Genomic DNA, 26,262 nt, shown 5'->3' with positions numbered 1-26,262 from the left:
AGACTTAACATGGACAGGTTGGAACCATCGACCGGCAGGGACTGAACCATCACATGAGCACCCCGAAACACGTCACCTTGACCGAACGCTTCCGCGGCATCGGCCGGGAGGTCATCAAGTTCGGCGCGGTCGGCGGTATGGGCGTGCTCGTCAACTTCGGCGTCTTCAACCTGCTGCGGCACACCACCGACCTGGCCGTCGTGCGCGCGAGCGTCATAGCCATCGTGGTCGCGATCGCCAGCAACTACATCGGGTTCCGGTACTTCACCTACCGCGACCGCGACCGCGGCAACCGGCGCCGCGAGCTGACGCTCTTCGTCGCCTTCAGCCTGATCGGCATGGTCATCGAGAGCGGCGTGCTCTACGCGGCCACCTACGGCTTCGGCTGGGACAGCAACCTGCAGAGCAACATATTCAAGTTCCTCGGCATGGGCATCGCGACCGTGTTCCGCTTCTGGTCCTACCGGACCTGGGTCTTCCGCGCCCTGCCCGAGGCCACCCCGGCCGCCACGACCACCGTGGTCGCGGCCCAGCGCGAGGCCGACGCCGCCGTCTCCCCCGAGCCCGCCCCGGAGCCCGCCGCCCGCTAGTAGGGGGCCCCGGCGCCGCGAGGAGCGGACCGGCGCTCTAACGGACCGGCGCTCTAGCGGACCGGCTGTTCGTGTTCCACCCGCTCCGGTGCCGTCCGGCTCAGGAAGAGGGCGAAGACCGGCGGCTGCGCCTGGAGCAGTTCGAGCCGACCGCCGTCCGCCTCGGCCAGGTCCCGGGCCACCGCGAGGCCGATGCCGGTGGAGTTCCGCCCGCTGATCGCCCGTTCGAAGATCCGGTTGCCGAGGTCCGAAGGCACTCCCGGACCGTCGTCCGTCACCTCGATGACCGCCTGGTTCCCGGTCACCCGGGTGCGCAGGGCGACCGTTCCGCCACCGTGCATGAGCGCGTTCTCGACCAGCGTCGCCAGTACCTGGGACACCGCTCCCGGCGTGCCCACGGCCCGCATCCCCTGCTTCCCCGAGCGCACGATGGCCCGACCGGCGCTGCGGTAGGCCGGGCGCCACTCCTCCACCTGTTGTTTGACGATCTCGTCCAGGTCGAAGGGGACCGCCGACCCCGTGCGCGGGTCGCGGGAGTTCGTCAGCAGCCGTTCCACCACGTCCGTGAGCCGCTCCACCTGGGTGAGGGCGATGGTCGCCTCCTCCCGTACGGTCTCCAGGTCGTCCGTGACGGTGATCTCCTCCAGCCGCATCGACAGCGCGGTCAGCGGGGTGCGCAGCTGGTGCGAGGCATCGGCGGCCAGGCGCCGCTCCGCGGTGAGCATCCGCCCGATCCGCTCCGCGCTGGCGTCCAGGACGTCCGCGACCCGGTCCAGCTCGGGCACCCCGTACCGCTTGTGGCGCGGCCGCGGGTCCCCCGAGCCGAGGCGCTCGGCGGTCTCGGCGAGGTCGGTGAGCGGGGAGGCCAGCCGGTTGGCCTGGCGCACCGCGAGCAGGACGGCCGCCACGACGGCCAGCAGGGCGACGGCGCCGACCACCGCGAGGGTGCGGCCGACCTCCTTGGTGACCGTGGAGCGGGACTCCTCGACCACCACCACCTCGCCGTTCTCGCCCCTGGCGGTGCCGCGCAGGGCGCTGCCGTCGACGGGCACGCCGATCTCGACCGGGGTGTGGCCGGGGACCTGGATGCGTGCGGAGCGCCCGGCGTCCAGCTGCTCGCCGAGCGAGCGGGCGTCGATCGGCTTCTTCTCCAGCACGTTCGACTCGACGATGCCGACGAGGCGCAGGGCCTCGGATTCGACACTGTCCTGAGCGCTGTTGGTGATCGTCCGGGTCTCCACGATCACGAGGGAGATCCCGAACACGGCGATCACGACGAGCACCACGGCGAGCGTGGAGTTGATCAGGCGGCGGCGCATGCCTTAGAGGATGCCCTAACCGGTGCCCCCGGGGCGGTCAGCTCTTCTCGAAGCGGAAGCCCACGCCCCGGACGGTCGCGATGTAGCGCGGGTTCGCGGCGTCGTCGCCCAGCTTCTTGCGCAGCCAGGAGATGTGCATGTCCAGGGTCTTGGTCGAGGACCACCAGGTGGTGTCCCAGACCTCGCGCATGAGCTGGTCGCGGGTGACGACCCGGCCCGCGTCGCGCACCAGGACGCGCAGCAGGTCGAACTCCTTGGCGGTGAGCTGGAGCTCCTCCTCCCCCATCCAGGCGCGGTGCGACTCGACGTCGATCCGCACCCCGTGGGTGGCGGGCGGCTGGGCGGGCTCGGTGGCGCCGCGCCGGAGCAGGGCCCGGACCCGGGCCAGCAGCTCGGCGAGCCGGAAGGGCTTGGTCACGTAGTCGTCGGCCCCGGCGTCCAGTCCGACCACGGTGTCGACCTCGTCGGCCCGGGCGGTCAGGACCAGGATCGGGAAGCCGTGGCCCTCGGCACGCAGCCGGCGGGCGACCTCCAGGCCGTCCATCCCGGGCAGGCCCAGGTCCAGGACGACAAGATCGACGCCGCCCTGCAGTCCCGCGTCCAGAGCGGTCGGGCCGTCCTCACGGACCTCGACCTCGTACCCCTCCCGGCGCAGGGCGCGGGCCAGGGGTTCCGAGATGGATGCGTCGTCCTCGGCGAGCAGTACACGCGTCATGTGGGTGATGGTAGTCCGCGGCGGGCGGCCGCAGGGCTGCACCCGGACACCCCTGTGGATCTAGTCTTGTGGGCGGCTCACGGCCTTCGAATGTGATCAAACGGTTCCCCGGAATCCTGTGATCCATATCTCAAGTCCTTTCATATGCCGCAGTGTCGTGTCGTATGGTGTCGAGACGCCTGATGCACTACCCCGGGGACCTTTGCGCCGAAAAGCGAGCCAAAGGTCTCTACTTCTGTCCTGACCGGCGAGCCAGTCTCTTGGGACTGCCCTTAGCCGGGCTTGATGACAGTGAATGACCTGTGGGCCGGGCCCTGCGCGCGAAGATGCGCGCCGGGCGTGGATCCCGGTGACGGATGTCCCTTCGCGGCCGATGCGGCCGTGAGACCCCTGGGCGTGGGGCGGGGCACTCGACGCCGGTGCCGGCCACCCCCCACCGGGCGCCGTTCCGCTCACGAAGCGAGGCGTCCCGATCAAGCAAGGATCGACCATGGCTTCCAGCCTGACGGAGGGTTCGGCGGACTCGTCCACCGAAAAGACCTTCTTCGGCCACCCCCGTGGCCTGGCCACTCTGTTCATGACCGAGATGTGGGAGCGCTTCTCCTACTACGGCATGCGCGCACTCCTCGTCCTGTACTTGGTCTCGGGAGGGACCGAGGCCGCGACCGGCAGCCAGGGTGGCGGCCTCGCCTTCACGATGGCCACGGCCACGGCGATCTACTCGGTCTACGTGGCGATGGTCTACCTGATGGCCATGCCGGGCGGCTGGTTCGGTGACCGCGTCTGGGGCGCACGCAAGACCGTCGCCATCGCCGGTGGCGTGATCATGGCCGGCCACATCTCGCTGGCCATCCCCGGCCAGGCGATGTTCTTCCTCGGCCTGGTCCTGGTCGCGGCCGGTTCCGGCCTGCTGAAGGCCAACATCTCGACGATGGTCGGTCACCTCTACGACGGTCCGGACGACCCGCGCCGTGACGGTGGCTTCACGATCTTCTACATCGGCATCAACCTCGGTGCCTTCGTCGCGCCCTTCGTCGTCGGCACCGTCGGCGAGAAGGTCAACTGGCACTTCGGCTTCCTGCTCGCCGCCGTCGGCATGGGCCTGGGCCTGGTCCAGTTCCTCCTGGGCACCAAGCACCTGGACGCCCGCAGCAGCATCGTCCCGAACCCGCTGTCCGCGGACGAGCGCAAGAACGTCATCGTCAAGGTCGTCGGCGTGGCCGTCGTGGCCGCCGTGTTCTACGGCGTCGTCGCCGCCCTGGGCATGTACACCCTGAACTGGGCGCTGGTCCCGATCACCCTGGCCGGTCTGGTCATCCCGGTGGCCGTCCTGGTCCGCATCAAGCGCGACAAGGACCTGTCGGGCACCGAGCAGTCGAAGATGACCGCTTACATCTGGTTCTTCGTGGCCGCCGCCGTCTTCTGGATGATCTACGACCAGGGTGGTTCGACCCTGTCGCTGTTCGCCGACGGCAAGACCGCAGACAAGGTCTTCGGGCTCGGCTTCCCGGCCACCTGGTACCAGTCGCTGAACCCGCTGTTCGTGATGGCCCTGGCGCCGGTCTTCGCCTGGCTGTGGCTGTGGCTGGCCCGCAAGAACCAGGAACCGAACACCATCGTGAAGTTCTCGATGGGTCTGGTGCTGGTCGGCGCGTCCTTCTTCGTCTTCATCGTCCCGATGAACATGGCCGGCGACGGCACCAAGGTCTCGCCGATGTGGCTGGTCTCGATCTACATGATCCAGACCATCGGTGAGCTGTGCCTCTCCCCGGTCGGCCTCTCGGTCACCACGAAGATGGCCCCGCAGAAGTACGCCTCCCAGATGATGGGCGTCTGGTTCCTCGCGGTCACCGCGGGTGACTGCACCACCGGTCTGCTCTCCATCGCGGGCGTCGACCTCAACGGAACCTCGGTGATCGCCTTCGAGGCGGCGGCCGCGGTCCTCGCGGGCTTCGCGATCTACTCGTACCGCAAGAAGGTCCAGTCCCTGATGGGCACCGTGCACTGACGCACGCCCCCCCTCGCGCACGGACGCACGCGACGGCCCGGCACACCCCACGGTGTGCCGGGCCGTCGCGCGTGTGCGTGCGGTGCCTACCTCGTGCCGCGCAGCCGGCGCCACGGGGTGAAGGTGAAGACCGCGCCGCCGAGCAGCACGACGGTCCCGGCCACCAGGGCCAGGGCCTTGATGCCGCCGTCGTCGGAGGCGCCGGTCTCGGCCAGGCCGCCCGCGGCCGACGTGCCCGCGTTCGTACCGGCGGTGGTGGTACCGGGGTTACCGGAGCCGCCCGGCTGGGCGGCCGTGTCCAGCTCCAGGGAGACCCCGCTGGTGGTCGCCTTGCAGGGCACCGTGATGGGTGTGGCGCCGGGGGCCAGCGTGACGTCGATGGTCAGCTGGTCGGGGCTGAGCGTCACCTTGCCGGTCTTGCCGGGCGTGTAGGTGCCGCTCATGTCGCTCAGGCTGACCGGGGCCTTGTCCGGGATGGGCTCCGCGTTGGCCGGGCCCGTGACCTTGACCGTGCCGCTGTCGGCCCCGCCGAGCTTGATGTTCATCGAGGGCTTGAGGGCGCCCGCCGGCAGGGCCATCGGGCTGGCCATGGCTCCCTTGGCGGTCTTGACGGTCAGGGCGTAGGCGCCGCCGTTCTTCTTGGCGCTGATCGTGACCGGGGTCTTGATGCCGCCGGGGACCGTCGGTCCGCAGTCGTAGGCGACCTCCACGGCCTTGCCCGGGAAGTCGGTCTGCCCGCCGCTGCCGCCGGTGGTGGCCCCACCCGTGGTCGTGGCCCCGCCCGTGGTGGTGGCCCCACCGGTGGTCGTGGCCCCGCCCGTGGTGGTCGCCCCGCCCGTGGTGGCACCGCCCGTGGTGGCACCGCCGGTCGTCGACCCGCCGCCCTCGACCTTGATGGTCGCCCCGGCCTTCACCGTCTCCTTCGGCGAGCACTTGGTCTCGGTGGTCATGATCTGGTTGACGTTGATCGTGTACTTGTCGGGCGTGAGCGTGATGTCGCCCGCCTTCTCGATCTTGAGCTTGCCCTTCATCTCCGACAGCACCATCTGGCTGTTCTTGGGGATCGGCGGGTTCTGGCGCGGGCCCTGGACCGCCACGGTGCCGCTCTGGGCCCCGCCGACGGTGATGTTGCCGCTGGGCTGGACGACGTCCTTGTTCAGGTCCAGCACGTCCGGGTTCTTCGACGCCGCCTTGACCGTCTTCCAGCTGATGTCGACGGTGTCACCGACCTTGGCGGTCGCCGGCGCGGTGATCGACACCGTCGTCTCGCCCTGGATCGGGGGGAGATTGCTGATGGCGGGCGGGATGCACTCGGTCTTGAAGGTGATCTCGGCGGCCTGGGCGGGGGTCGCCGCCAGCAGGATCCCCGCCCCGCCGAGCATCAGCGCGACCCCGGCCGCGCTCATCCTCCGTTGGGTCTTCACGACTGTCCCTTCGTTGTCGGATGGTCTTCTGACGGTGCGGATGTCTGTACGGGTGGTGCTCCCGGAGCGTCGGCGCCGTCCGGGGTGAACCACGGCAGTACGGCCGTGGCGGTCTGGGGGGACGGCGCCGGGGGGCGCCGCGGGGGGCCGCCCGGGCGCCGTACGGCGCCGGGGACGCGCGGCAGCCGCGCGGTGACGACGTTCGCCGGATCGCGCGGGGCGCCGACGGGCGCGCTGCCGCGGTGGCGGCCGGAGCCGGGGGCGCGGGGGCGGACCTTGTCGACGACGGCCATGCCGACCCGGAAGAGCGCGGCGGGGATCACCAGGCACAGCAGGACCCAGAAGAGGAGGACGCCGTAGGGCCGGTCCACCCCCCAGGGCTGGGTGGCCAGGACCTTCTCGCCGTACTTGAGCGAGAGCGTGTAGTCGCCGTACGCGCCCGCGCCCAGCTCGACGTCGATCGCGACCCGGGCCTTCTGCCCGGGCGGGATCGTGCCCTTCCACCGGTGTTCCTCCCAGGTCGGCGCGAACACCCCGTGGGCGGTGCCGATCTGGAAGACGGGGTCGGTGACCGGGGCCGAGCCGAGGTTGCCGACCGTGACCACGAACCGGCGGCTCGGCGGGGCGCCGAACCAGGTCAGCACGCCGTCGTCGCCCTCCAGTTGGACCCCGGTCAAGAGGGCGAGGCGGGCCGTGCCGGACTCCGCCGGCAGCTCGGCCACCGGATGGTCCGTGATCTTCACCGGGACGGCGACGGTGGACTGGTCCCCGTTGACGGAGGCCACGTTGACCACGCAGGGACAGGGCTTGGGCGGTCCCACCACTGGCAGCCCGGCTGCGAAGTGCCCGGCCTCGTCGACGGCGACGGCGGCGCCGTCCGCGTTGGCGCAGCTGTTGGTGCCGCCGATCATGTTCTGCCCGCAGACCAGCAGCATCACCATGGTCTTGGGCCGCCAGCCGGTTCCGGTGACGGTGACCTCGGTGCCCTTGGCGACCTCCTGGAGGGAGAGCGTCGCGGCGGGTTTGCCGTCGGCGGCCGGAGCGGCCCCGGCGGCGGCCGCCGCCAGCGCGAGGAGGGCGCCCGCCAGCGCGACCACCAGGACCGTCGCCGTCCTGCGGCCCGGTCCGCGCCGACGCGCGGCCGGGCGGGCGCGGCCGGCCGCCGGGAGCGGGGCAACGTAGCGCGTGCTCACCTGGGAGCTCCCGTCAACTCGTGTTCTGGCAGGTGGGGTTCGGCGTCCGCGTCGGGCCCGTCCGGGCGCCCGCCCGCGCCGGCGGGCGACGCCGCACGGGACGCCCGACGGGTGCGTGCGAGCAGGTGCGCGACCAGGGCCACGGCGCCGAGGCCGAGCAGCCCCGCGCAGGTCAGGCCGACCAGGCCCCAGGGCACGAACCACGCGGAGGTGGTGGTCGTGGCCCGCGCGCCGCCCGGGGCGGTGACGGTGAGGGTGAGCCGGACGTCGTCGAAGACCGGCGCCCCGGGCCAGGGCTCGCTCAGCTCGACCCGCTGGCCGGGCAGCAGTTCCACGGGCAGGCCGCGCACGGTGCGGCCCGCCACCTCGCCGAACAGTCCCTCGGCGCGCACCGACAGCTCGGGCGCGAGGGCCACGTTCCCGCGGTTGACCAGGGTGTAGTGCAGGACGGCGGCCGCGCCCTTGCCGCCGACCGAGGCGCGCTCGACGGTGAGGGCGGCCAGGACCGGACCGCTGACGCGCAGGTGGACCCGTACGGCCGCCTCGTGACCGGCTTCGGTCGCGACGACGGCGACGGGGTGGTCGCCCGGCACCGCGGCGGGGGGCACGGTGACGGTGAAGGGGACCACGGCGCGGGTGCGGGGCGGGATCGTGACGGTGCGGGCCGCGCCGAAGCCGATCCAGGACCCGGCCCCGGTGGACCGCGCCGCCGGGCGCACCGCGAGGGCCCCGGCCCCGGTGTTGTAGGCGTCCGCTCCGCGCAGGGTCACGGTGTGTTCCCGGTCCGTGGGGTTGGCCAGCGCGAGCCGGTCCTCCAGCACCGTGCCGGGGGTTCCCTCCAGGTAGAAGTACGGGCGGGCGCCGCCGGGGCGGGCCGTCGACCCGGCGGCCGGCTCGGCGCTCCAGCCGGGGTCGGCCGCGCGCGCCGGGGCGGCGAAGCACAGGGCGATCGCGCAGATCAGCCCGGACAGCCCGGCCGACGCGAGGCGGGTGTGGTGGCGGCGGAGCACGGGCATGGCCGGGTCCGCTCCGTTCAGGACCGGGCCCGTTGGCCGCGCCGGGTCAGCCAGAGCACCCCGGCGGCGCCGGAGAGCAGCACGGTGGCGCCCAGGGTGCCCAGGGCCAGGGCGGAGTCGGCGGGGCCGGTCTGCGGGAGGGTGTCCTCGGAGCCGGAGGAGGCGGACTTCGCCGCCCCGGCGGCCGCCGTCACCTCCATCTCCAGGGACGGCTTGGGGCTGTTGCCGGTCTTGCAGGTGGTCGTGGTGCCCATGGCCTTGATGGTGAGCACGCCCGCGGTGAAGGTGACCTTGCCGCTCTTCTTCGGGGTGTAGGTGCCCGAGAGGTCGGAGATCTTGATGGGCGCGTTGGCGGGCGCGGCGGCCGCGTTGGGCGGGCCCGCGACCGGGACGCTGGCCGTCTCGTCCCCGGCCACCATGATGACGGCGCTGGGCGACATCGCGCCGGGGCCGAGTTCGATGGGGCTGGAGGAGACGCCCTTCTGGAAGGACATCGTGAGCTTGTAGCCGTCGCCCTCCTTGACGGCCTTGATGTCGATGGGCGACACGGCCGACTTCGGGCCGATCGGGGTTTCGCAGTCGTACTTGACGTCGACCACATCGGCCTGCGCGGCCGGGGCGGCCAGCAGGACCGCCGATCCGGCCAGCGCGGTGGCGAGCGCGAGCGCGGTGGAGCGTTTCCGGTTGGACACCTTCGTCTTCCCCTCGGGCCTCGGAACCACGTGTCACTGATGGCAAGTTACTGACGGCACATCAGATTTGGTGGCTCAAAGTACGCCGAGGGGCCTACGGAAGGAAGAGACAGGACACCCCGGTATCAGGAGGCCCGGACACCCCGCTGCCACACGGCCGAAACGAGCGGGACGCCCGGCCGGTAGGCCAGGTGGACGTGGCTCGGGGCGTCCAGCAGGGCCAGGTCCGCCCGCGCACCGGGCGTGAGCGCGCCGATGTCGGTGCGCCGCAGGGCGCGGGCGCCGCCCGCGGTGGCGGACCACAGGGCCTCGTCGGGGGTCATGCCCATGTCCCGGACGGCGAGGGCGATGCAGAAGGGCATCGAACTCGTGTAGGAGGAGCCGGGGTTGCAGTCGGTCGACAGGGCGACGGTGGCGCCTGCGGCGAGCAGCCGACGGGCGTCCGGCCACTGGGCGCGGGTGGAGAACTCCGCGCCGGGCAGCAGGGTGGCCACCGTGGTCGCGGCGGCCTGGCCGAGCGCGTCGACGTCGGCGTCGGTCAGGTGGGTGCAGTGGTCGGCGGAGGCCGCCTCCAGTTCCACGGCGAGCTGGACGCCGGGGCCGTGGGAGAGCTGGTTGGCGTGGATGCGCGGGATCAGGCCCGCGGCCGCGCCCGCGGTGAGGATGGCGCGGGCCTGGTCCCCGTCGAAGGCCCCCTTCTCGCAGAAGACGTCCACCCAGCGGGCGTACGGGGCGCAGGCCGCCAGCATCTCGCCGGTGACCAGGTCCACGTAGGCCGCCGGGTCCGCGGCGAAGTCGGGCGAGACGATGTGCGCGCCGAGGTAGGTGACCTCCTCGGTGTGGGCGGCGGCGATGCGCAGGGCGCGGGCCTCGTCCTCGACGGTCAGGCCGTAGCCGGACTTGGTCTCGAAGGTGGTGGTGCCCTGGCGGCGGGCCTCGTCGAGGTGGCGGACCAGATTGGCCTCCAGCTCGGCGTCGGTGGCGGCGCGGGTGGCGGCGACCGTGGTCCGGATCCCACCGGCGGAGTAGCTGCGGCCCGACATCCGGGCGTTGAACTCGGCGGTGCGGTCGCCCGCGAAGACCAGGTGCGAGTGGGAGTCGACGAAGCCGGGGATCACGGCGCGGCCGTGCGCGTCGAAGGCGTGGTCCGCGGCCGGGGCCCGGTCGGCGGGGCCGACCCAGGCCACGGTCTCGCCGTCCAGGACGACGGCGGCGTCCTGGAGCAGGCCCAGCGGGGAGCCGTCGCCGAGAGCGGGGTCGTTGGTGACGAGGCTGCCGATGTTGTGGATGACGGTGGTGGTCACGGTTTCCTCTCGGAGGCACGGGGCTCCGCCCCGGGAAGGGGTCAGCCGCGGACGGCTGCGATCGCTTCGGCCAGGGCCGACGGGACGTCGGGGACCAGGGTGTGCGCGCCGTCGCGGACGACGTGCCGGCCGCCGACCACGGTGTGCCGGACGTCGGCCGCGGAGGCCGCGAAGACCGCGGTCTCGGCACCCAGCCGCGGCACCGGCCCCGCCGTCCGTACGGAGTCCAGCGCGACCGTGGTGAAGTCCGCGCGCGCACCCGCCTCCAGCCGCCCGGCCCCCTCCCAGCCGAGGGCCGCGTGCCCGTCCTCGGTCGCCGCGGTCAGCAGCGCGTTCGCCGTCCAGTGCCCGCGCGTGCGGCTGCGCAGGCGCTCGTTCAGCTCCATCGCGCGGGCCTCTTCGAGCAGGTCGATGACGGCGTGGCTGTCGCTGCCCAGGGACAGCGGGCTGCCGGCGTGCTGGAGCCGGGTGGCCGGGCCGATGCCGTCGGCGAGGTCGCGTTCGGTGGTGGGGCACATGCAGGTGCCGGTGGACGTGCCGCCCAGGAGGGCGATGTCCGCGTCCGTGAGGTGCGTGTTGTGCACGCCGGTGGTGCGCGGGCCCAGCACCCCGTGATCGGCGAGCAGCTGGGTGGGGGTGCACCCGTGCGCGGCCCGGCAGGCGTCGTTCTCGGCGGTCTGCTCGGACAGGTGCACGTGCAGCGGCGCCCGGCGCTCGGCGGCCCAGGCCGCCACCGTGGCCAGCTGGTCGGCGGGCACGGCGCGCACGGAGTGCACGGCGGCGCCGATCAGGGCGTGCTCGCGCGGCTTCAGCGCGTCGACCCGCTCGGCCCAGGCGTCGGCGGTGCCGTCGGAGAAGCGCAGCTGGTGCGGCTGCGGGGCCTCGCCGAAGCCGGAGGAGAGGTACGCCGTGTCGAGGAGGGTGATGCGGATGCCGGCCGCGGCCGCCGCCTCGATCAGGGCCTCGCCCATGGCGTTGGGGTCGGCGTAGGCCGCGCCGCCGGGGGCGTGGTGGACGTAGTGGAACTCGCCGACGGCGGTGATCCCGGCCAGCGCCATCTCCGCGTAGACCGCGCGGGCGAGCGCGAAGTAGTTCTCGGGGGTGAGGTTCTGGGCGGCCTTGTACATCAGCTCGCGCCAGGTCCAGAAGGTGCCGCTGCCGACCTGGACCGTGCCGCGCAGCGCCCGGTGGAAGGCGTGGCTGTGCGCGTTGGCCAGGCCCGGGAGGGTGAGCCCGCGCAGCACCTCGGCGCCCGGCGGCGGGGCGTCCACGCCGGTGCGCAGCGCCGCGATCCGGCCGTCCTCGACGTCCAGGGCGACGCCCGGCTCGACGTGGGTGCCGAGCCAGGCGTGCTCCAGCCAGTACGTGTGCTGCCGCGCGCTCGGCGCGGGCCCCGTCACCTGCATGCGAGACCTTCCAGTACGTCGGCGAGGGCGAGGACTCCGGCGACGCAGTCGTCCTCGGCGGCGTACTCGGCCGGGGAGTGGGAGACGCCGGTGGGATTGCGTACGAACAGCATCGCGGTCGGGATCGATCCGGAGAGGATTCCGGCGTCGTGTCCCGCGCCGGTTCCGAGCACCGGGAGGGCCCCGCCCAGGATCCGGTTGAGCTCGTCGCGCAGGGCGTCCTCGAACTCGATGACCGGGGTGAAGGACTCCCGGACCACGCTCAGGTCGATGCCCTCGCTCTCGGCGCGTTCCCGGGCGGCCTTCTCGATCGCCGTGACGACGGTGTCGAGGGCGGCCTGGTCGGGTGCGCGGGAGTCGAGCCAGCCGCGGACCAGCGAGGGGATCGCGTTGACCCCGTTGGGCTCGACCGAGATCTTCCCGAAGGTGGCGACGGCCCCGGCGAGGGCCGCCTCGCTGCGGGCGGCCAGCACGGTCTGGGCGTAGGTCAGCATCGGGTCGCGGCGGTCCACCAGCCGGGTGGTGCCGGCGTGGTTGGCCTCGCCGCGGAAGTCGAAGCGCCAGCGGCCGTGCGGCCAGATCGCGGAGGCGAGGCCGACCCGGTCGCCGGAGAGGTCCAGGGCGCGGCCCTGTTCCACGTGCAGCTCGACGAAGGCCCCGATGCGGGCGAGGCGTTCGGGGTCGGCGCCGATGGTGTCCGGGTCGTACCCGGCCTCCTCCATGGCGCGCGGCAGGCTGGTGCCGTCGGCGTCGCGCAGCTCGTACGCCTTCTCCTTCGTCAGCTGTCCGGCGGCGAGCCGGGAGCCGACGCAGGCGAGCCCGAAGCGGGCGCCCTCCTCGTCACCGAAGTTGGTGATGGCCAGCGGCCGGGAGAAGGCGGCGCCCCTGCGGCGGAGCTCGTCGAGGGCGGCGAAGGAGGAGACCACGCCGAGGGGGCCGTCGAAGGCCCCGCCGTCGGGCACGGAGTCCAGGTGGGAGCCGGTGACGACGGCGTCCCCGGCGAGGGGGTCGCCGAGCCAGGCCCACTGGTTGCCGTTGCGGTCGGTCTCGTAGGCGAGCCCGCGCGCCTCGGCCTGCGCCTGGAACCAGGTCCGGCAGTCGGCGTCGGCGCCGGTCCAGGCGTAGCGGCGGTAGCCGCCGCTGTCCCGGTCCCGCCCGATGGGCCGGAGCTCGGCCCACATCTCGTGGAACGAGGCTCCGGCCGTGGCTTCCTGGGTCACGCCTGGTCGCCTTCGCGCATCGGGATGCGCACGTCGCGCTCTTCGGCCACGGTCTCGGCGATGTCGTAGCCCGCGTCGACGTGGCGGATGACGCCCATGCCGGGGTCGTTGGTGAGCACGCGGCGGATCTTCTCGCCCGCGAGCTTGGTGCCGTCGGCGACGCTGACCTGGCCCGCGTGGATGGAGCGGCCCATGCCGACCCCGCCGCCGTGGTGGATGGAGACCCAGGAGGCGCCGGAGGCGACGTTGACCATCGCGTTGAGCAGCGGCCAGTCGGCGATCGCGTCGGAGCCGTCGAGCATGGCCTCGGTCTCGCGGTACGGGGAGGCCACCGAGCCGCAGTCGAGGTGGTCGCGGCCGATGACCAGCGGGGCGGCGAGGGTGCCGTCGGCGACCATCTCGTTGAAGCGCTCACCGGCCTTGTCGCGCTCGCCGTAGCCGAGCCAGCAGATGCGCGCGGGCAGGCCCTGGAAGTGGACGCGCTCGCCGGCCATCTTGATCCAGCGGTGCAGGGACTCGTTCTCCGGGAAGAGTTCGAGCATCGCCTTGTCGGTCTTGTGGATGTCCGAGGCCTCGCCGGACAGGGCCGCCCAGCGGAAGGGGCCCTTGCCCTCGCAGAAGAGGGGGCGGATGTAGGCGGGGACGAAGCCGGGGAAGGCGAAGGCGCGGTCGTAACCGGCCAGCTGGGCCTCGCCGCGGATGGAGTTGCCGTAGTCGAAGACCTCGGAGCCGGCGTCCATGAAGCCGACCATGGCCTCGACGTGCTTGGCCATGGACTCGCGGGCGCGGACGGTGAAGCCGGCCGGGTCCTTGGCGGCGAAGTCGGCCATGTCGTCGAAGTCGACGCCGATCGGGAGGTAGGCGAGCGGGTCGTGGGCGGAGGTCTGGTCCGTCACGATGTCGATCGGGGCGCCTTCCGCGAGCATCTGCGGGAGGAGTTCGGCGGCGTTGCCGAGCAGGCCGATGGAGAGCGGCTTGCGGGCGTCGCGGGCCTCGACGGCGAGCTGCATCGCGTGGCGCAGGTCGTTCGCCTTGACGTCGAGGTAGCGGTGCTCGATGCGGCGGTCGATGGCGCGCGGGTCGACGTCGATGCAGATGGCGACGCCGTCGTTCATCGTCACGGCGAGCGGCTGGGCGCCGCCCATGCCGCCGAGGCCGGCGGTCAGGGTGATCGTCCCGGCGAGGGTCCCGTTGAACTTCTTCGCGGCGACGGCGGCGAAGGTCTCGTAGGTGCCCTGGAGGATGCCCTGGGTGCCGATGTAGATCCACGAACCGGCGGTCATCTGCCCGTACATGGTCAGGCCCAGGTTCTCCAGGCGCCGGAACTCCTCCCAGTTCGCCCAGTCGCCGACCAGGTTGGAGTTGGCGAGCAGGACGCGCGGGGCCCATTCGTGGGTCTGCATGACGCCGACCGGACGCCCGGACTGGACCAGCATGGTCTCGTCCTGCTTGAGGGTCTGCAGCGTGCGGACCATCGCGTCGTACGAGCGCCAGTCGCGCGCGGCCTTGCCGGTGCCGCCGTAGACGACCAGCTTGTCGGGGTGCTCGGCGACCTCGGGGTCGAGGTTGTTCTGCAGCATCCGCAGGGCGGCCTCCTGCTGCCATCCCAGGGTGCTGAGTCCGGTGCCTCGCGCGGCACGTACGGGGCGGGGTCCTGACATGGCGGTGCCTCCTCCGATGTTGGGCAATCTATTCACATACTCACTGTCTGAATAGGTTCAGTCAACAGCTGCGGGCATGTCGCCGTGGTGGTTGGCTGGCGGACATGACTGCGAAGAGCGCCGCCGCGCGCCGGGACCTGGTCGTACGGGCCGCCGTGCGCCAGGGGCTGGTGGGGCCGGACGAGGGGGACGAGCCCCTGGTGTGCCTGCTGGACACGGCCGGGATCCGGGACTCGGCCGCCGCCCTGACGGCCGCCTTCGCCGCCGCGCTGCCGCCGGGCACCCCCGTCCTGCACGCCTTCGCCGTGAAGGCCTGCCCGCTGGTCCCGGTGCTGCGGCTGCTCGCCGCCGCCGGGCTGGGGTGCGAGGTGGCCAGCGCCGGGGAGCTGGCCCTGGCCCGGGCCGCCGGACTGGGCCCCGCCCGCACGGTCCTGGACTCCCCCGCCAAGACCACCGCCGAACTGCGCGAGGCGCTGGCCCTGGGCATCGCGGTCAACGCCGACAACCGCCAGGAGCTGGAGCGCATCGACGCCCTGATCGCGGCGGACCCGGGCCCGGTCCGCTCCCCGATCGGCCTGCGGATCAATGCGCAGACCGGCGCGGGCGCCATCGACGCCCTCTCCACCGCGACCGCCACCTCGAAGTTCGGCTTCGCGCTGCGCGACGAGGGGGCGCGCGAGTGGCTGGTGCGCGCCTGCGCCGAGCGCCCCTGGCTGACCCGGCTGCACACCCACTCCGGATCCCAGGGCGTACCGCTGCCGCTGATCGCGCGGGGGGTGCGCGCCGTGCACGAGCTGGCCGAGGAGGTCAACGCCCGCGTCGGCCGGCGCCGGATCGACACGATCGACATCGGCGGGGGGCTCCCGGTGAACTTCGCCTCGGACGCGCCGACCCCCTCGTACGCCGACTACGTGGCCGCCCTGCGCACCGCCGCCCCGGCCCTCTTCGACGGCTCCTACGGCCTGGTCACCGAGTTCGGCCGGTCCCTGACCGCCAAGCACGGCCTGGTGATCGCCCGGGTCGAGTACGCGAAGACCACCGGCGGCCGCCCCGTCGCGCTCACCCACGCGGGGGTCCAGCTGGCCACCCGCACGGTCTACGCGCCCGCCGTGTGGCCCGTGCGGATCCTCGGCTACGACGGGCGGGGCGTCCCCAAGGAGGGCGCGCCCCTCGCCCAGGACGTCGCGGGGCCCGCCTGTTTCGCGGGCGACCTGCTGGCCGAGGCCCGGGCGCTCCCGCCGCTCGATGCGGGCGACCTGATCGCCGTACCGGACACCGGCGCGTACTTCTTCACGGCCCACTACGGCTACAACAGCCTGCCGCGCCCGGCCGTCCACGGCTTCGCCGTCGAGGGGGACGCGGTGCGCTTCGCCCTCGCGCGGCCCGCGCAGTCGCTCCCCTCGCTGGTGGCGGAGGCGGGCGCGGCGCAGGGCGACGCACTGCTGTAGCCGGGCCCGGTGCCTCCTACTCGACGAAGAGGGAGCGGGCGGTGGCCTTCGCGTCGAAGGCCTCCAGCCGGGCCTGGGCGTCGGGCAGCGCGTCCGCCATCGACTCCAGCAGCACCCGCCCCAGGAGCATCGGCGCGCACGCCGTGTCGAAGGCGAGTCCGGTGCCGACCGGCGCCGGGATCAGCAGGTCCGAGTGGCGGGCCACCGGGGCGAAGGCGGAATCGGCGACCGTGACCACGGTCAGCCCGGCCGTACGGGCGTACTCCAGGGCCGCCAGCACCTCGCGCGGATGCCGGGGCAGCGCGAAGCACAGCAGCGCCGAGGCCCCGGACCCGACCGCGGCGTCGATCCGGTCGGCCAGCATCGAGCCGCCCTCGTCCAGCAGCCGCACGTCGGGGTGGACCTTGCCCGCGAAGTACGCGAACCCGCGCGCCTGCGAGGACGCGGCGCGCAGCCCGAGCACCGGCAGCGGTACCGACGCGGCCAGCGCCCGCCCCGCCTCCTCGACGGGCCCGGGGTCGGCGAGCATCGCCGAGAGGTGGCGCAGGTTGTCGATCTCGGCCTGGACGGCCTGCTGGTAGGAGTTGTACGCGTCGCTGCCGGACCCGCCGGGGCGACCGGCGGGGGCCACCTCGCGCAGGTGCCGGCGCAGGGCCGGGTAGCCGTCGAAGCCGAGCGCCACCGCGAAGCGGGTCACCGAGGGCTGGCTGACCCCGGCCAGCTCGGCCAGCTCGACGCTGGACAGGAACGGCACCTCGGCCGCCCCGCGCACCATGCAGTGGGCGATCCGCCGCTGGGTCGGCGTCAGCCGGTGCCCCTCGAACAGCTTCTGCAGCCGCGCTGCCGGGCTGTCGCTCATCCCGCCCCCTCCTCCGTCCCGTGAACCTATTCAGTCAGCAAGCACTCTGCATGCGGATATGCAGGACGGCAACCCTGGTCCGCCGCGTGATACGGGGGCTAGCCCCAGTGCCGGGCGGCAACGCCCTTCCTAGCCTGGAGGCATGGAACCCCATTCCCACACCGATGCCCACGAGCTGAAGAAGGAATTCGACGCCACCTTGAAGGCCCGCGGGGAGCTGGGGCCCGAGTACGAGGCGGCGCTCGTCGATTCGTTCGTCGAGAAGGTGGACACCCAGGTCAGGCGGCGCCTGGCCGAGCAGCGCCTGCACGAGGCGCGCGGTGGTCCCGTGGCCGCCGGGGGCGGGGCGAACTTCGGCGAACGCTTCGGCTTCGCCATCGTGACGCTGGTCCTGGCGATCCCGCTGTCCGCCATCGGCGCCGTCAACGCCGGTCTGAGCGGCCTGGTCGTCACCTGGGCCGGCATCCTGGGCGTCAACTTCGCCCACGCCGCCAAATCCTGGCACCGCCCCCAGCCCTAACCGGCCCCCCGGATGCCGCCACACCAAGCCCCGCCGGCGTTTGAGGCGCGCACCGGCCCGCGGGCGAAGGGCGGGAACAGCCACACCCAGCCCCGCCGGCGATTGAGGCGCAAACCGGGCCGCAGGCGAGACGCAGGCGCCGCCACATCAAGCCCCGCCGGCGTTTGAGGCGCGCGACGGGCCGCGGGCGAAGGGCGGGAACAGCCACACCCAGCCCCGCCGGCGATTGAGGCGCGGGCGGGAGGTGGCGGGGGGAGCGGTGCGCCGCCCCCCAGGGAAGGTATGGCGGGGGCCGCCGCACCCCCGGTCGCCCGGGGGGCGGGACGACGGCGGCCCCCGCGAAGGACACGGTCCGGGTCAGGGCCGTCCGCGTCCGTGGCGCCCCACGGCCCCGGGAGCCGCTCCGGGACCGCGCAACACCGCTCGTGGCGCCGGAGGAACCGGTCCGGTTCCTTCCGACGACCACCACAGTGCCGCACCCGTGTTAAGCCGGTGCTGCCGCAACGTGTCGGGCCCGTTCCGATCGCGCGAAGCCCCCGCGAGGGGCTACTTCGAGCTGCGCGCCAGGAACGCCAGGAGGTCCTGACGGCTGACCACACCGGTCGGCTTGCCCTCGACGAGGACGATCGCCGCATCCGCCGTACCGAGGACCGTCATCAGCTCGGCGACCGTCTCGCCGGAGCCGACCTGCGGCAGCGGCGGGCTCATGTGCTTCTCCAGCGGGTCGCTGAGCGAGGCGCGCTGCGCGAACAGCGCCGACAGCAGCTCCTTCTCCACCACGGAGCCGATGACCTCGGCGGCCATGACGTCCGGGTGCCCGGCGCCCGGCTTCACGATCGGCATCTGCGAGACGCCGTACTCGCGCAGCACCTCGATGGCCTCCCCGACGGTCTCCTCGGGGTGCATGTGGACGAGCGAGGGGATCCCGCCCTCCTTGTCGGCCAGGACCGCGCCGATGCGGGCCGCGGGGCCCGCCTCCTCCAGGAAGCCGTGTCCGGCCATCCACTCGTCGCTGAAGATCTTGCTGAGGTAGCCGCGGCCGCTGTCCGGCAGCAGGACGACGACCACGTCGTCCGGACCGAGGCTCTCGGCGGCCTTGAGCGCGGCCACGACGGCCATGCCGCAGGAACCGCCGACCAGCAGGCCCTCTTCCTTGGCGAGGCGGCGGGTCATCTGGAAGGAGTCCTTGTCGGACACCGCGATGATCTCGTCCGTCACGTTGCGGTCGTAGGCGGACGGCCAGAAGTCCTCGCCGACGCCCTCGACGAGGTACGGACGGCCCGAACCGCCCGAGTACACGGAGCCCTCGGGGTCGGCGCCGATGACCTTGACGCTGCCACCGCTCACCTCCTTGAGGTAACCGCCGGTGCCGGAGATCGTGCCGCCCGTGCCGACGCCCGCGACGAAGTGCGTGATCTTCCCGTCCGTCTGCTCCCACAGCTCGGGACCGGTGGTCTCGTAGTGCGAGCGCGGGTTGTTCGGGTTGCTGTACTGGTCCGGCTTCCAGGCGCCGGGCTCGCGCGCGAGGCGGTCGGACACGTTGTAGTACGAGTCCGGGTGCTCGGGGTCGACGGCGGTCGGGCAGACCACGACCTCGGCGCCGTACGCGCGCATCACGTTGATCTTGTCCATCGAGACCTTGTCAGGACAGACGAAGATGCACTTGTAGCCCTTCTGCTGGGCCACGATGGCGAGTCCTACACCGGTGTTGCCGCTGGTCGGCTCCACGATGGTGCCACCGGGCTTGAGCGCTCCGCTCTGCTCGGCGGCCTCGATCATGCGCACGGCGATGCGGTCCTTCACGGACCCGCCCGGATTGAAGTACTCGACCTTGGCCAGGACGGTGGCCTGGATGCCGTCGGTCACACGGTTGAGCTTCACCAGCGGGGTGTTGCCGACGAGGCTGATCATCGAGTCGTGGAATTGCACCATGTTCTCCAAGGAGGGGACTCCACGGGTTCTCCGGGAGGTCCCGTCAGACTAAGCGGAAAGGGATTGGAGCAGCGGCACTACGGGGCAGGTAAGCCAGCAGAGGCAAGGAGGGTGACCTGAAGTGTCGAGGGCGAGAACGGCCCGCCGGATCGCGGCGGGTGCGGCGTACGGCGGCGGCGGGCTCGGTCTGCTCGGCGCCGCCGCGGTGGGGCTGGTCGTGGCCGAGGTACAGCTGGCCAAACGGACCGTGGGCATCGGGCTGCCCGACCCGCCGCGCGCGGACGGACTGTACGGGAGCGAGTTCGGCGGCCCCGAGCTGAGTCCCGGCCCGCTGCGCCTCGCCATGCTGGGCGACTCCACGGCCGCCGGTCTCGGCGTGCGGCGGGCCCGGCAGACCCCGGCGGCGCTGCTGGCCTCGGGCCTGGCCGCGGTGGCGGAGCGGCCCGTCCAGCTGCGGAACGTGGCCCTGTCGGGTGCCATGTCCGACGATCTCGACCGTCAGGTGTCGCTGCTGCTCGACCACGGCGAGAAGGCCCCCGACGTGGCCGTCGTGATGATCGGGGCCAATGACGTGACCCGCCGGATGCCGCCCACCCAGTCGGTGCGGCTGCTGACGGCCGCGGTGAAGCGGCTGCGGCTGGCGGGTTCCGAGGTCGTCGTGGGCACCTGCCCCGACCTCGGCACGATCGAGCCGGTCTACCAGCCGCTGCGCTGGGTGGCCCGCCGGGTGTCCCGGCAGCTGGCCGCCGCGCAGACCATCGGGGTGGTGGCCCAGGGCGGCCGTACGGTCTCGATGGGGGACCTGCTGGGGCCGGAGTTCGCCGCGAACCCGCGCGAGATGTTCGGCCCGGACTCCTACCACCCGTCCGCCGAGGGGTACGCGACCGCCGCCATGGCCGTGCTGCCGACCCTGTGCGCGACGCTCGCGCTCTGGCCCGAGTCCGACCGCCTCGACGTCTCCCGCGACGAGGACATGCTCCCGGTGGCCAAGGCCGCCTCGGCCGCCGCGAACCAGGCGGGCACCGAGGTCACGGCGGCCCGCGCGCCCTGGGCCCTGCTCAAGCACCGGCGCCGCCGGCGGCTGCCGGGCAGCGAGGCGGAGGCCGCCTCGCAGCCGGACGGCGAGCACGCGGTCCCGGACGCGCCGGTGTCCTGACCGGCCCCGATGGACGGCCCGGGGCCGCGGTGCGGCGCTCGTCACACGGCGGGGGCGGTGAAATCGACGGTACGGGCCGGTAACTTCACATGCGGTCCCGGCACAACCGCAACCCACCCCTTGGAGTCCCGATGCCCGAAGCCGTCATCGTTTCCACCGCCCGCTCCCCCATCGGCCGGGCCTTCAAGGGCTCCCTCAAGGACCTCCGCCCGGACGACCTGACCGCCACGATCGTCCAGGCCGCCCTGGCGAAGGTCCCGGAGCTGGACCCGCGCGACATCGACGACCTGATGCTGGGCTGCGGCCTGCCGGGCGGCGAGCAGGGCAGCAACCTGGGCCGCATCGTGGCCGTACAGATGGGCATGGACCACCTGCCGGGCCTGACCCTCACCCGTTACTGTTCCTCCTCCCTCCAGACCTCGCGCATGGCCCTGCACGCCATCAAGGCGGGCGAGGGCGACGTCTTCATCTCGGCGGGCGTCGAGATGGTCTCCCGGTCGATCAACGGCTCCTCCGACATCCGCGAGACCCACAACCCGCTCTTCGCCGACGCCGAGGCCCGTACGGCCGAGGTCGCGCAGAGCGAGGGCGCCTCCTGGCACGACCCGCGCGAGGACGGTCTGATCCCGGACGCCTACATCGCGATGGGGCAGACGGCCGAGAACCTGGCCCGCCTCAAGGGCGTGACCCGCCAGGACATGGACGAGTTCGGCGTCCGTTCGCAGAACCTCGCCGAGGCCGCCATCAAGAACGGCTTCTGGGAGCGCGAGATCACCCCGGTGACGACGCCGGACGGCACCGTGGTCTCCACCGACGACGGCCCGCGCGCCGGGGTCACCCTGGAGGGTGTGCAGGGCCTCAAGCCCGTCTTCCGCCCCGACGGCCTCGTCACGGCCGGCAACTGCTGCCCGCTGAACGACGGCGCGGCCGCGCTGGTCATCATGAGCGACACCAAGGCGCGCGAGCTGGGCCTGACCCCGCTGGCCCGGATCGTCTCCACCGGCGTCACCGGCCTCTCCCCCGAGATCATGGGCCTGGGCCCGGTCGAGGCGTCCAAGCAGGCCCTGCGGCGCGCCGGGCTGACCATCGACGACATCGACCTGGTCGAGATCAACGAGGCCTTCGCGGCCCAGGTCATCCCCTCCTACCGCGACCTCGGCGTGGACCTCGACAAGCTGAACGTCAACGGCGGGGCCATCGCCGTCGGTCACCCGTTCGGGATGACCGGCGCGCGCATCACCGGCACGCTGATCAACAGCCTCCAGTTCCACGACAAGCAGTTCGGCCTGGAGACGATGTGCGTGGGCGGCGGCCAGGGCATGGCCATGGTCATCGAGCGCCTGAGCTGAGCCGGAGCGGAGGGTAGGGGTCGCCCGAGGAACGAGGGCGGCGCCTGCCCGCAGCGGTGGCGAAGCTCAGCGCGACCAAAGGAATCGAGCGTCTGAGCTAGATCTTTTTCTTAGGGGCCCAGGCGCCCCTAGGGAAACGCGTTGATCCTTACGTCGTACTGACGCCGGTTCTAATCCCGTCGCCGCCGACCTGTGACCGAATCTCCCCCAGGATGTGACCTATGTCCTGGGGGTTTGGCATTTCCGCAGGTCAGAGCACATATGGCGGAAGGGGCCGGGACCAAAGACCTGTCCAATTCATGACGTAATGCACTGCACCCCATTCCCAGGGCGGGTGAAGCTGATGTAGGAAGTCGGGGGATCGAATACATCAGGAGTTAGTCAGTGAGCGCCATGTCTCTTGCCCTGCTGCTGACCACGGCCGCTGCCACGGCCGTGGGCGCCGCCGCGCTGCACGCAGTCCACGGCCTGCGCAAGCAGGTCGCGGCTCTGCGCAGCGAGCTGGCGGTTCCGGCGCACCCCCGCGCCATGACCGTGCCGCACGCCCGCAGCGCCGTCGCGTCCCCCGCTTCGGAGATACGGGCCGCCGTGGCCGAGGCCCTCGCCGAGGAGCGCGAGCGCGAGCTCGCCGAGGCGCGCGCCTTCTGGGCCGCGCAGGAGGCGCGCGACGCCGCCGACGCTCCGTCGCTGCTGGGCGGCCTGTCCGGGCTCGGCGAGGAGAACCCCGTCTTCCTGCCCCGCCAGGCGGACCTGGTGGGCCTGGAGCCCGTCCTGGGGGACGAGGGCGACGACTACGCCTACCCCGAGGACTCCGCCGAGCTGGCCGCGGCCCGCCGCCGCCACCCCTCGCACCCGGACTTCGTGCCGGTCCAGGCCTCGGCTCCCGGCGCCGACCACGAGCGCACCGTCAACCGGCTGGAAGAGCTGGCGCAGGCCCGTACCGCGCTGGCCGACGTCCGCCCCGGCCCGCTCGGCACGCTCGACGTGTACGTCTTCACCGACGGCACCACGCTGTGCATGACCCCGGGCCACCGGGAGACCGCGGAGCGCCTGTCCGAGGCCCTGCGCTCGGGCACCGCACCGGTCCTGCTGGGCGGTTCGGGCATCTCCGGCGCCTACGCGCTGACCTTCTCCTGCGGCGACGCCGGGGACCCCGACGACAACGTCTACATCCTGGCCGACCGGGTCATCGCATCGCTCTGACTTCCGCCCGCTCCACCAGCCGCACGGCCTCGTCCAGCACCTCGGACGGGGCCGTCGCCGCGTCCGGGGCCCCGTGGGCGGCACGCAGCGCCTCGGCCAGGTCCAGCCCGGCCACGGCCAGCTGGTCGCCGACGACGAAGATCCCGGCGTCCGGCATCTCGCGCGCCCCGGCTCCCTCCGCGAGGCCCTCCAGGCGCTGCGCCCGTACGGACAGCTCGCGGGCGAGGGCCAGCCCCTCGGCGGCGGCGCCGCGCTGGAGGCGGCTCTGCGGGGCGGAGCGCAGTCGGTCGGCGAAGCGGTCCACGACGGCGGTCAGGGGCGACGTATCAAGCACCCGGCCGACCTTACGCGCCGCCCCGGCGCCATTGCCAACGGGCGAACGGTCAGGCACGGTGACGTGAAGAGAACAAGCACGGCGATACCTCCGGAGGCGCCCATGTCCGTAGAGTTCTCCGAGCCCACCCACCGCAACATGATCTCCAGAATCCCCCAGACCACCGGTCGTGATCTCTCCGACTGGCTCCGCACCGTCGACGAGGGCCCCTCCCTCATCCGGTTCGAGGACAAGCTCAGCTGGCTGCTCGGCGCGCACGACCTGTCGTACGGCCAGGCCAAGGCGATCATCCACGAGTACGACCTGCGCAGGGCCGCCAGGAAATTCGGCTGAGCCCGGCCCCGCACCCCCCGTACCCGACTCCCGTCCCCGACCCCTGCCCCCGATTCCTGCAGGCCCCCGACATGCGGGAAGGCCCCGCGAGCCGTGCTCGCGGGGCCTTCCGTACGTGCGTGATCGCGCGGGGCGGTACTAGTCGCCCTTGAGGATCGACAGCAGGCGCAGCATCTCCAGGTAGATCCACACCAGGGTCATGGTGAGGCCGAAGGCCGCCAGCCAGGACTCCTCGCGGGGGGCGCCGTACTGCACGCCGTCCTCGACCTGCTTGAAGTCGAGGGCGAGGAAGCAGGCGCCCAGGATGATGCCGATGACACCGAAGAGGATGCCGAGGCCGCCGGAGCGGAAACCGAGGCCGTCGCCGCCGCCGAAGACGGAGAACAGCAGGTTGACGACCATGAGCAGCATGAAGCCCACCGCGGCGGCCATCACGAAGCCGTAGAAGCGGCGGGTGACGCGGATCCAGCGCATCTTGTAGGCCAGCAGCACGCCGGCGAAGACGCACATGGTGCCGAGCACGGCCTGGATGACCACGCCGGGGCTGATGTACGTGCTCGTGGCCGAGCTGATCACGCCGAGGAAGACGCCCTCGAAGGCCGCGTAGGCCAGGATCAGCGCGGGGACCGGCTTGCGCTTGAACGACTGGACCATCGCGAGGACGAACGCGATGAGAGCGGCGCCCACGGCGATGCCGTACGACTTGTTGACGTTCGCGGGGTCGACCGGGAGGGCGATCCAGGCGAGGACCGCCGTCAGGACGACCGTGCCGAGCGTCATGGCCGTACGGCTCACGACGTCGTCGATGGTCATCGCGTTGCGGTTGGCCGACGCCTGCGGCATGCCGGTCTGCGGGTCGGTCGCATACGGGTTCGTCGCGTACGGGTTCGTCGCGGTCCCGGCCTGCTGCGCGTCAAAGCCCGCGTAGCCGCCGTTGTCGCGGCTGAACCCCCGTCGCGAGAAGACCGGGTTACTGCTCCTCATCTCACTCCTCCATCGGCCACGGTGCGCGGCCTCTTGGACCAGGGTAATGCGTTCGCAAAAAAATCACCCTACTGCTGAAGGAGGATCTTAGAAGAGGGCATGACGAAGCGCACGGGAGAAGATTCGGGCAGGGGTCGACCGGCGCGGAGCGGGCCCGCTGGTGCACGGTGTGGGACCGGTAGTGCCCGGAGCCGGACTCGAACCGGCACGGCCTAAGGCCAGCGAGGTTTAAGCTCGCCGTGTCTGCATTCCACCATCCGGGCTGGTACGCGGTCCCCCGTACGAAGCACCTGAGCGCCGTGGCGAGCGTATCCGGAACGCACCCACCACCAGATGGCCTTCTTTCCGATGTTGTCTGATTTTATTGGCGCTTGAGGGTCCGTCAGACATCAGAAGGCGGGGTCGACGCCCTGCGGGGGACGATCACCACCGCCGTGGGATTGACGGGATTTCGATGGCCCGCGCCACCCCCCGCGCCACCGCGGACGCCACCCCGCACCACCCCGCGCCGAGCGCGCTCCTCCGGCACCGACCGGGCCCTCCCCTTGTCCCGCAAGGGCTCCGCCCCATCCTGCCAAGACCCGCGGCCCCCGGCCGACCACGACGGGCCGCCGCCGGGGCCGGGTCGCAGGCGCCGTCATACCAGAGGAGGAGGAAGGCGCCCCGGCGGTCAGACTCCAGTGGGCCCACGAACAAGCTCGCCGGTTGATCCGGAGCCGGGGGCGGCGCGAAGAAGATGGAGAACGTCCCGCCAGTCCGTCAGATCGCCCCTCGGAGGAGCCCCCCGTGACCACCATGAACTACGCCCCGCACACCACCCAGGCCGTGGCGGCCCGCGCCACGCAGCTCTCGAAGGTGTACGGCCAGGGCGAGACCCAGGTGGTCGCCCTCGACAACGTCTCGGTCGACTTCGGCCAGGGGCAGTTCACCGCGATCATGGGCCCCTCCGGTTCCGGCAAGTCCACGCTGATGCACTGCGTCGCGGGACTGGACACCTTCTCCGGCGGCTCCGTGCGGATCGGCGACACCGAGCTGGGCACCCTCAAGGACAAGCAGCTCACCCAGCTGCGCCGGGACAAGATCGGCTTCATCTTCCAGGCCTTCAACCTGCTGCCGACGCTGACGGCCCTGGAGAACATCACGCTCCCCATGGACATAGCGGGCCGCAAGCCCGACAAGCAGTGGCTCGACGCGGTCATCTCGATGGTCGGCCTCTCCGACCGCCTGGGCCACCGCCCCACCCAGCTCTCCGGCGGCCAGCAGCAGCGCGTGGCCGTGGCCCGCGCCCTGGCCTCCCGCCCCGAGATCATCTTCGGTGACGAGCCGACCGGAAACCTGGACTCCCGCTCGGGCGCCGAGGTCCTCGGCTTCCTGCGCAACTCCGTCCGCGAGCTGGGCCAGACCGTCGTGATGGTCACCCACGACCCGGTCGCCGCCTCCTACGCGGACCGCGTCATCTTCCTCGCCGACGGCCGCATCGTGGACGAGATGATCAGCCCCTCCGCGGACGGCGTGCTGGACCGCATGAAGGCCTTCGACGCCAAGGGCCGTACGAGCTGACCCGGTCGCGGCCCCCCGGCGGGCCCCACGAAGCCA

General features: G+C 72.4%; 23 protein-coding genes and 1 tRNA gene. 9 read left to right on the top strand and 15 right to left on the bottom strand.

Features of this window, described 5'->3' with window-relative positions; all coding sequences use genetic code 11:
* Nucleotides 1-53 precede the first annotated feature (53 nt).
* A complete protein-coding gene (locus ACFWAR_RS08945; protein WP_385774604.1) occupies nucleotides 54-590 on the top strand; it encodes a GtrA family protein in 537 nt (178 codons plus the stop codon).
* 53 nt (nucleotides 591-643) lie between these two features.
* Here ACFWAR_RS08945 and ACFWAR_RS08940 read toward each other — a convergent pair whose 3' ends face one another.
* Together ACFWAR_RS08940 and ACFWAR_RS08935 are read right to left on the bottom strand one after the other, a co-directional pair.
* The gene (locus ACFWAR_RS08940) at nucleotides 644-1,909 is read right to left on the bottom strand and encodes an ATP-binding protein (protein ID WP_385774602.1); all 1,266 of its coding nucleotides are present in this window, start codon (nucleotides 1,907-1,909) and stop codon (nucleotides 644-646) included.
* 37 nt (nucleotides 1,910-1,946) lie between these two features.
* The gene (locus tag ACFWAR_RS08935; protein ID WP_226734440.1) at nucleotides 1,947-2,624 is read right to left on the bottom strand and encodes a response regulator transcription factor; all 678 of its coding nucleotides are present in this window, start codon (nucleotides 2,622-2,624) and stop codon (nucleotides 1,947-1,949) included.
* Nucleotides 2,625-3,114: 490 nt separating this feature from the next.
* On the opposite strand from ACFWAR_RS08935, the gene ACFWAR_RS08930 reads away from it, so the two are divergent.
* Nucleotides 3,115-4,632: a peptide MFS transporter gene (locus ACFWAR_RS08930; RefSeq protein WP_385774599.1), complete on the top strand. Its 1,518-nt coding sequence runs from the start codon at nucleotides 3,115-3,117 to the stop codon at nucleotides 4,630-4,632.
* 86 nt (nucleotides 4,633-4,718) lie between these two features.
* Here the strand turns inward: ACFWAR_RS08930 and ACFWAR_RS08925 are convergent, their stop codons facing one another.
* The 8 genes from ACFWAR_RS08925 to hutU form a co-directional block, all read right to left on the bottom strand.
* Nucleotides 4,719-6,038 carry a hypothetical protein gene (locus ACFWAR_RS08925; RefSeq protein ID WP_385774697.1) on the bottom strand — a complete coding sequence of 440 codons (1,320 nt, stop codon included), beginning with the start codon at nucleotides 6,036-6,038 and terminating at the stop codon, nucleotides 4,719-4,721.
* A 14-nt stretch (nucleotides 6,039-6,052) separates the two neighbouring features.
* Complete coding sequence (locus ACFWAR_RS08920; RefSeq protein WP_385774596.1) at nucleotides 6,053-7,249, bottom strand: neocarzinostatin apoprotein domain-containing protein; 1,197 nt, start codon at nucleotides 7,247-7,249, stop codon at nucleotides 6,053-6,055.
* Nucleotides 7,246-8,265 (bottom strand): hypothetical protein, encoded by a 1,020-nt coding sequence (locus tag ACFWAR_RS08915; protein ID WP_385774594.1) that lies wholly within the window; start codon nucleotides 8,263-8,265, stop codon nucleotides 7,246-7,248. Before ACFWAR_RS08915 ends, ACFWAR_RS08920 begins: the two co-directional genes overlap by 4 nt.
* A 17-nt stretch (nucleotides 8,266-8,282) precedes the next feature.
* Nucleotides 8,283-8,957, bottom strand: a complete 675-nt coding sequence (locus ACFWAR_RS08910) for an LPXTG cell wall anchor domain-containing protein (RefSeq protein WP_385774592.1) — start codon at nucleotides 8,955-8,957, stop codon at nucleotides 8,283-8,285.
* 125 nt (nucleotides 8,958-9,082) lie between these two features.
* On the bottom strand, nucleotides 9,083-10,261 hold the full coding sequence (gene hutI / locus ACFWAR_RS08905; RefSeq protein WP_385774590.1) for an imidazolonepropionase: 1,179 nt from the start codon (nucleotides 10,259-10,261) through the stop codon (nucleotides 9,083-9,085).
* A gap of 41 nt (nucleotides 10,262-10,302) precedes the next feature.
* A complete protein-coding gene (locus tag ACFWAR_RS08900; RefSeq protein ID WP_385774588.1) occupies nucleotides 10,303-11,667 on the bottom strand; it encodes a formimidoylglutamate deiminase in 1,365 nt (454 codons plus the stop codon).
* Complete coding sequence (locus tag ACFWAR_RS08895; protein WP_385774695.1) at nucleotides 11,658-12,848, bottom strand: allantoate amidohydrolase; 1,191 nt, start codon at nucleotides 12,846-12,848, stop codon at nucleotides 11,658-11,660. The genes ACFWAR_RS08900 and ACFWAR_RS08895 overlap by 10 nt, the downstream gene beginning before the upstream one ends.
* A 35-nt stretch (nucleotides 12,849-12,883) precedes the next feature.
* The gene (gene hutU, locus ACFWAR_RS08890; protein WP_385774586.1) at nucleotides 12,884-14,548 is read right to left on the bottom strand and encodes a urocanate hydratase; all 1,665 of its coding nucleotides are present in this window, start codon (nucleotides 14,546-14,548) and stop codon (nucleotides 12,884-12,886) included.
* Nucleotides 14,549-14,652: 104 nt separating this feature from the next.
* On the opposite strand from hutU, the gene ACFWAR_RS08885 reads away from it, so the two are divergent.
* A complete protein-coding gene (locus ACFWAR_RS08885; protein WP_385774585.1) occupies nucleotides 14,653-15,996 on the top strand; it encodes a diaminopimelate decarboxylase in 1,344 nt (447 codons plus the stop codon).
* Nucleotides 15,997-16,012: 16 nt separating this feature from the next.
* On the opposite strand, the gene ACFWAR_RS08880 is transcribed toward ACFWAR_RS08885, so the two are convergent.
* A complete protein-coding gene (locus ACFWAR_RS08880) occupies nucleotides 16,013-16,855 on the bottom strand; it encodes a MurR/RpiR family transcriptional regulator (protein WP_385774583.1) in 843 nt (280 codons plus the stop codon).
* A gap of 142 nt (nucleotides 16,856-16,997) precedes the next feature.
* Here ACFWAR_RS08880 and ACFWAR_RS08875 point away from each other — a divergent pair, with 142 nt between their 5' ends.
* Nucleotides 16,998-17,375: a hypothetical protein gene (locus ACFWAR_RS08875; RefSeq protein ID WP_385774581.1), complete on the top strand. Its 378-nt coding sequence runs from the start codon at nucleotides 16,998-17,000 to the stop codon at nucleotides 17,373-17,375.
* Between the two features lie 546 nt (nucleotides 17,376-17,921).
* On the opposite strand, the gene ACFWAR_RS08870 is transcribed toward ACFWAR_RS08875, so the two are convergent.
* Nucleotides 17,922-19,304, bottom strand: coding sequence for a cystathionine beta-synthase (locus ACFWAR_RS08870; protein WP_385774693.1), 1,383 nt, complete (start codon nucleotides 19,302-19,304; stop codon nucleotides 17,922-17,924).
* 124 nt (nucleotides 19,305-19,428) lie between these two features.
* Here ACFWAR_RS08870 and ACFWAR_RS08865 point away from each other — a divergent pair, with 124 nt between their 5' ends.
* From ACFWAR_RS08865 to ACFWAR_RS08855, 3 genes are all read left to right on the top strand, one after another.
* Nucleotides 19,429-20,463, top strand: a complete 1,035-nt coding sequence (locus ACFWAR_RS08865; protein WP_385774578.1) for an SGNH/GDSL hydrolase family protein — start codon at nucleotides 19,429-19,431, stop codon at nucleotides 20,461-20,463.
* Between the two features lie 131 nt (nucleotides 20,464-20,594).
* Nucleotides 20,595-21,812 carry an acetyl-CoA C-acetyltransferase gene (locus ACFWAR_RS08860; RefSeq protein ID WP_385774576.1) on the top strand — a complete coding sequence of 406 codons (1,218 nt, stop codon included), beginning with the start codon at nucleotides 20,595-20,597 and terminating at the stop codon, nucleotides 21,810-21,812.
* Nucleotides 21,813-22,205: 393 nt separating this feature from the next.
* On the top strand, nucleotides 22,206-23,015 hold the full coding sequence (locus ACFWAR_RS08855) for a hypothetical protein (protein ID WP_385774691.1): 810 nt from the start codon (nucleotides 22,206-22,208) through the stop codon (nucleotides 23,013-23,015).
* Here the strand turns inward: ACFWAR_RS08855 and ACFWAR_RS08850 are convergent.
* Entirely contained in the window at nucleotides 22,999-23,349 is a 351-nt protein-coding gene (locus tag ACFWAR_RS08850; RefSeq protein WP_385774574.1) for a hypothetical protein, read from the bottom strand. The two genes, ACFWAR_RS08855 and ACFWAR_RS08850, sit on opposite strands and share 17 nt — an antisense overlap.
* Nucleotides 23,350-23,451: 102 nt before the next feature.
* Here ACFWAR_RS08850 and ACFWAR_RS08845 point away from each other — a divergent pair, with 102 nt between their 5' ends.
* The gene (locus ACFWAR_RS08845; protein WP_354382940.1) at nucleotides 23,452-23,682 is read left to right on the top strand and encodes a DUF4287 domain-containing protein; all 231 of its coding nucleotides are present in this window, start codon (nucleotides 23,452-23,454) and stop codon (nucleotides 23,680-23,682) included.
* Nucleotides 23,683-23,820: 138 nt separating this feature from the next.
* On the opposite strand, the gene ACFWAR_RS08840 is transcribed toward ACFWAR_RS08845, so the two are convergent.
* On the bottom strand, nucleotides 23,821-24,666 hold the full coding sequence (locus ACFWAR_RS08840) for a Bax inhibitor-1/YccA family protein (RefSeq protein WP_385774572.1): 846 nt from the start codon (nucleotides 24,664-24,666) through the stop codon (nucleotides 23,821-23,823).
* Nucleotides 24,667-24,848: 182 nt separating this feature from the next.
* Nucleotides 24,849-24,929, bottom strand: a tRNA-Leu gene (locus tag ACFWAR_RS08835).
* A 532-nt stretch (nucleotides 24,930-25,461) separates the two neighbouring features.
* Here ACFWAR_RS08835 and ACFWAR_RS08830 point away from each other — a divergent pair.
* Nucleotides 25,462-26,226, top strand: coding sequence for an ABC transporter ATP-binding protein (locus tag ACFWAR_RS08830; protein ID WP_385774689.1), 765 nt, complete (start codon nucleotides 25,462-25,464; stop codon nucleotides 26,224-26,226).
* The last annotated feature ends 36 nt before the right edge of the window (nucleotides 26,227-26,262 follow it).

It is taken from the genome of Streptomyces sp. NPDC059917 (assembly GCF_042730635.1).
Taxonomy (GTDB): Bacteria; Actinomycetota; Actinomycetes; order Streptomycetales; family Streptomycetaceae; genus Streptomyces.
Note: the sequence above shows the minus strand (reverse complement) of the source record. Positions and strands in the feature narration are given on the sequence as shown.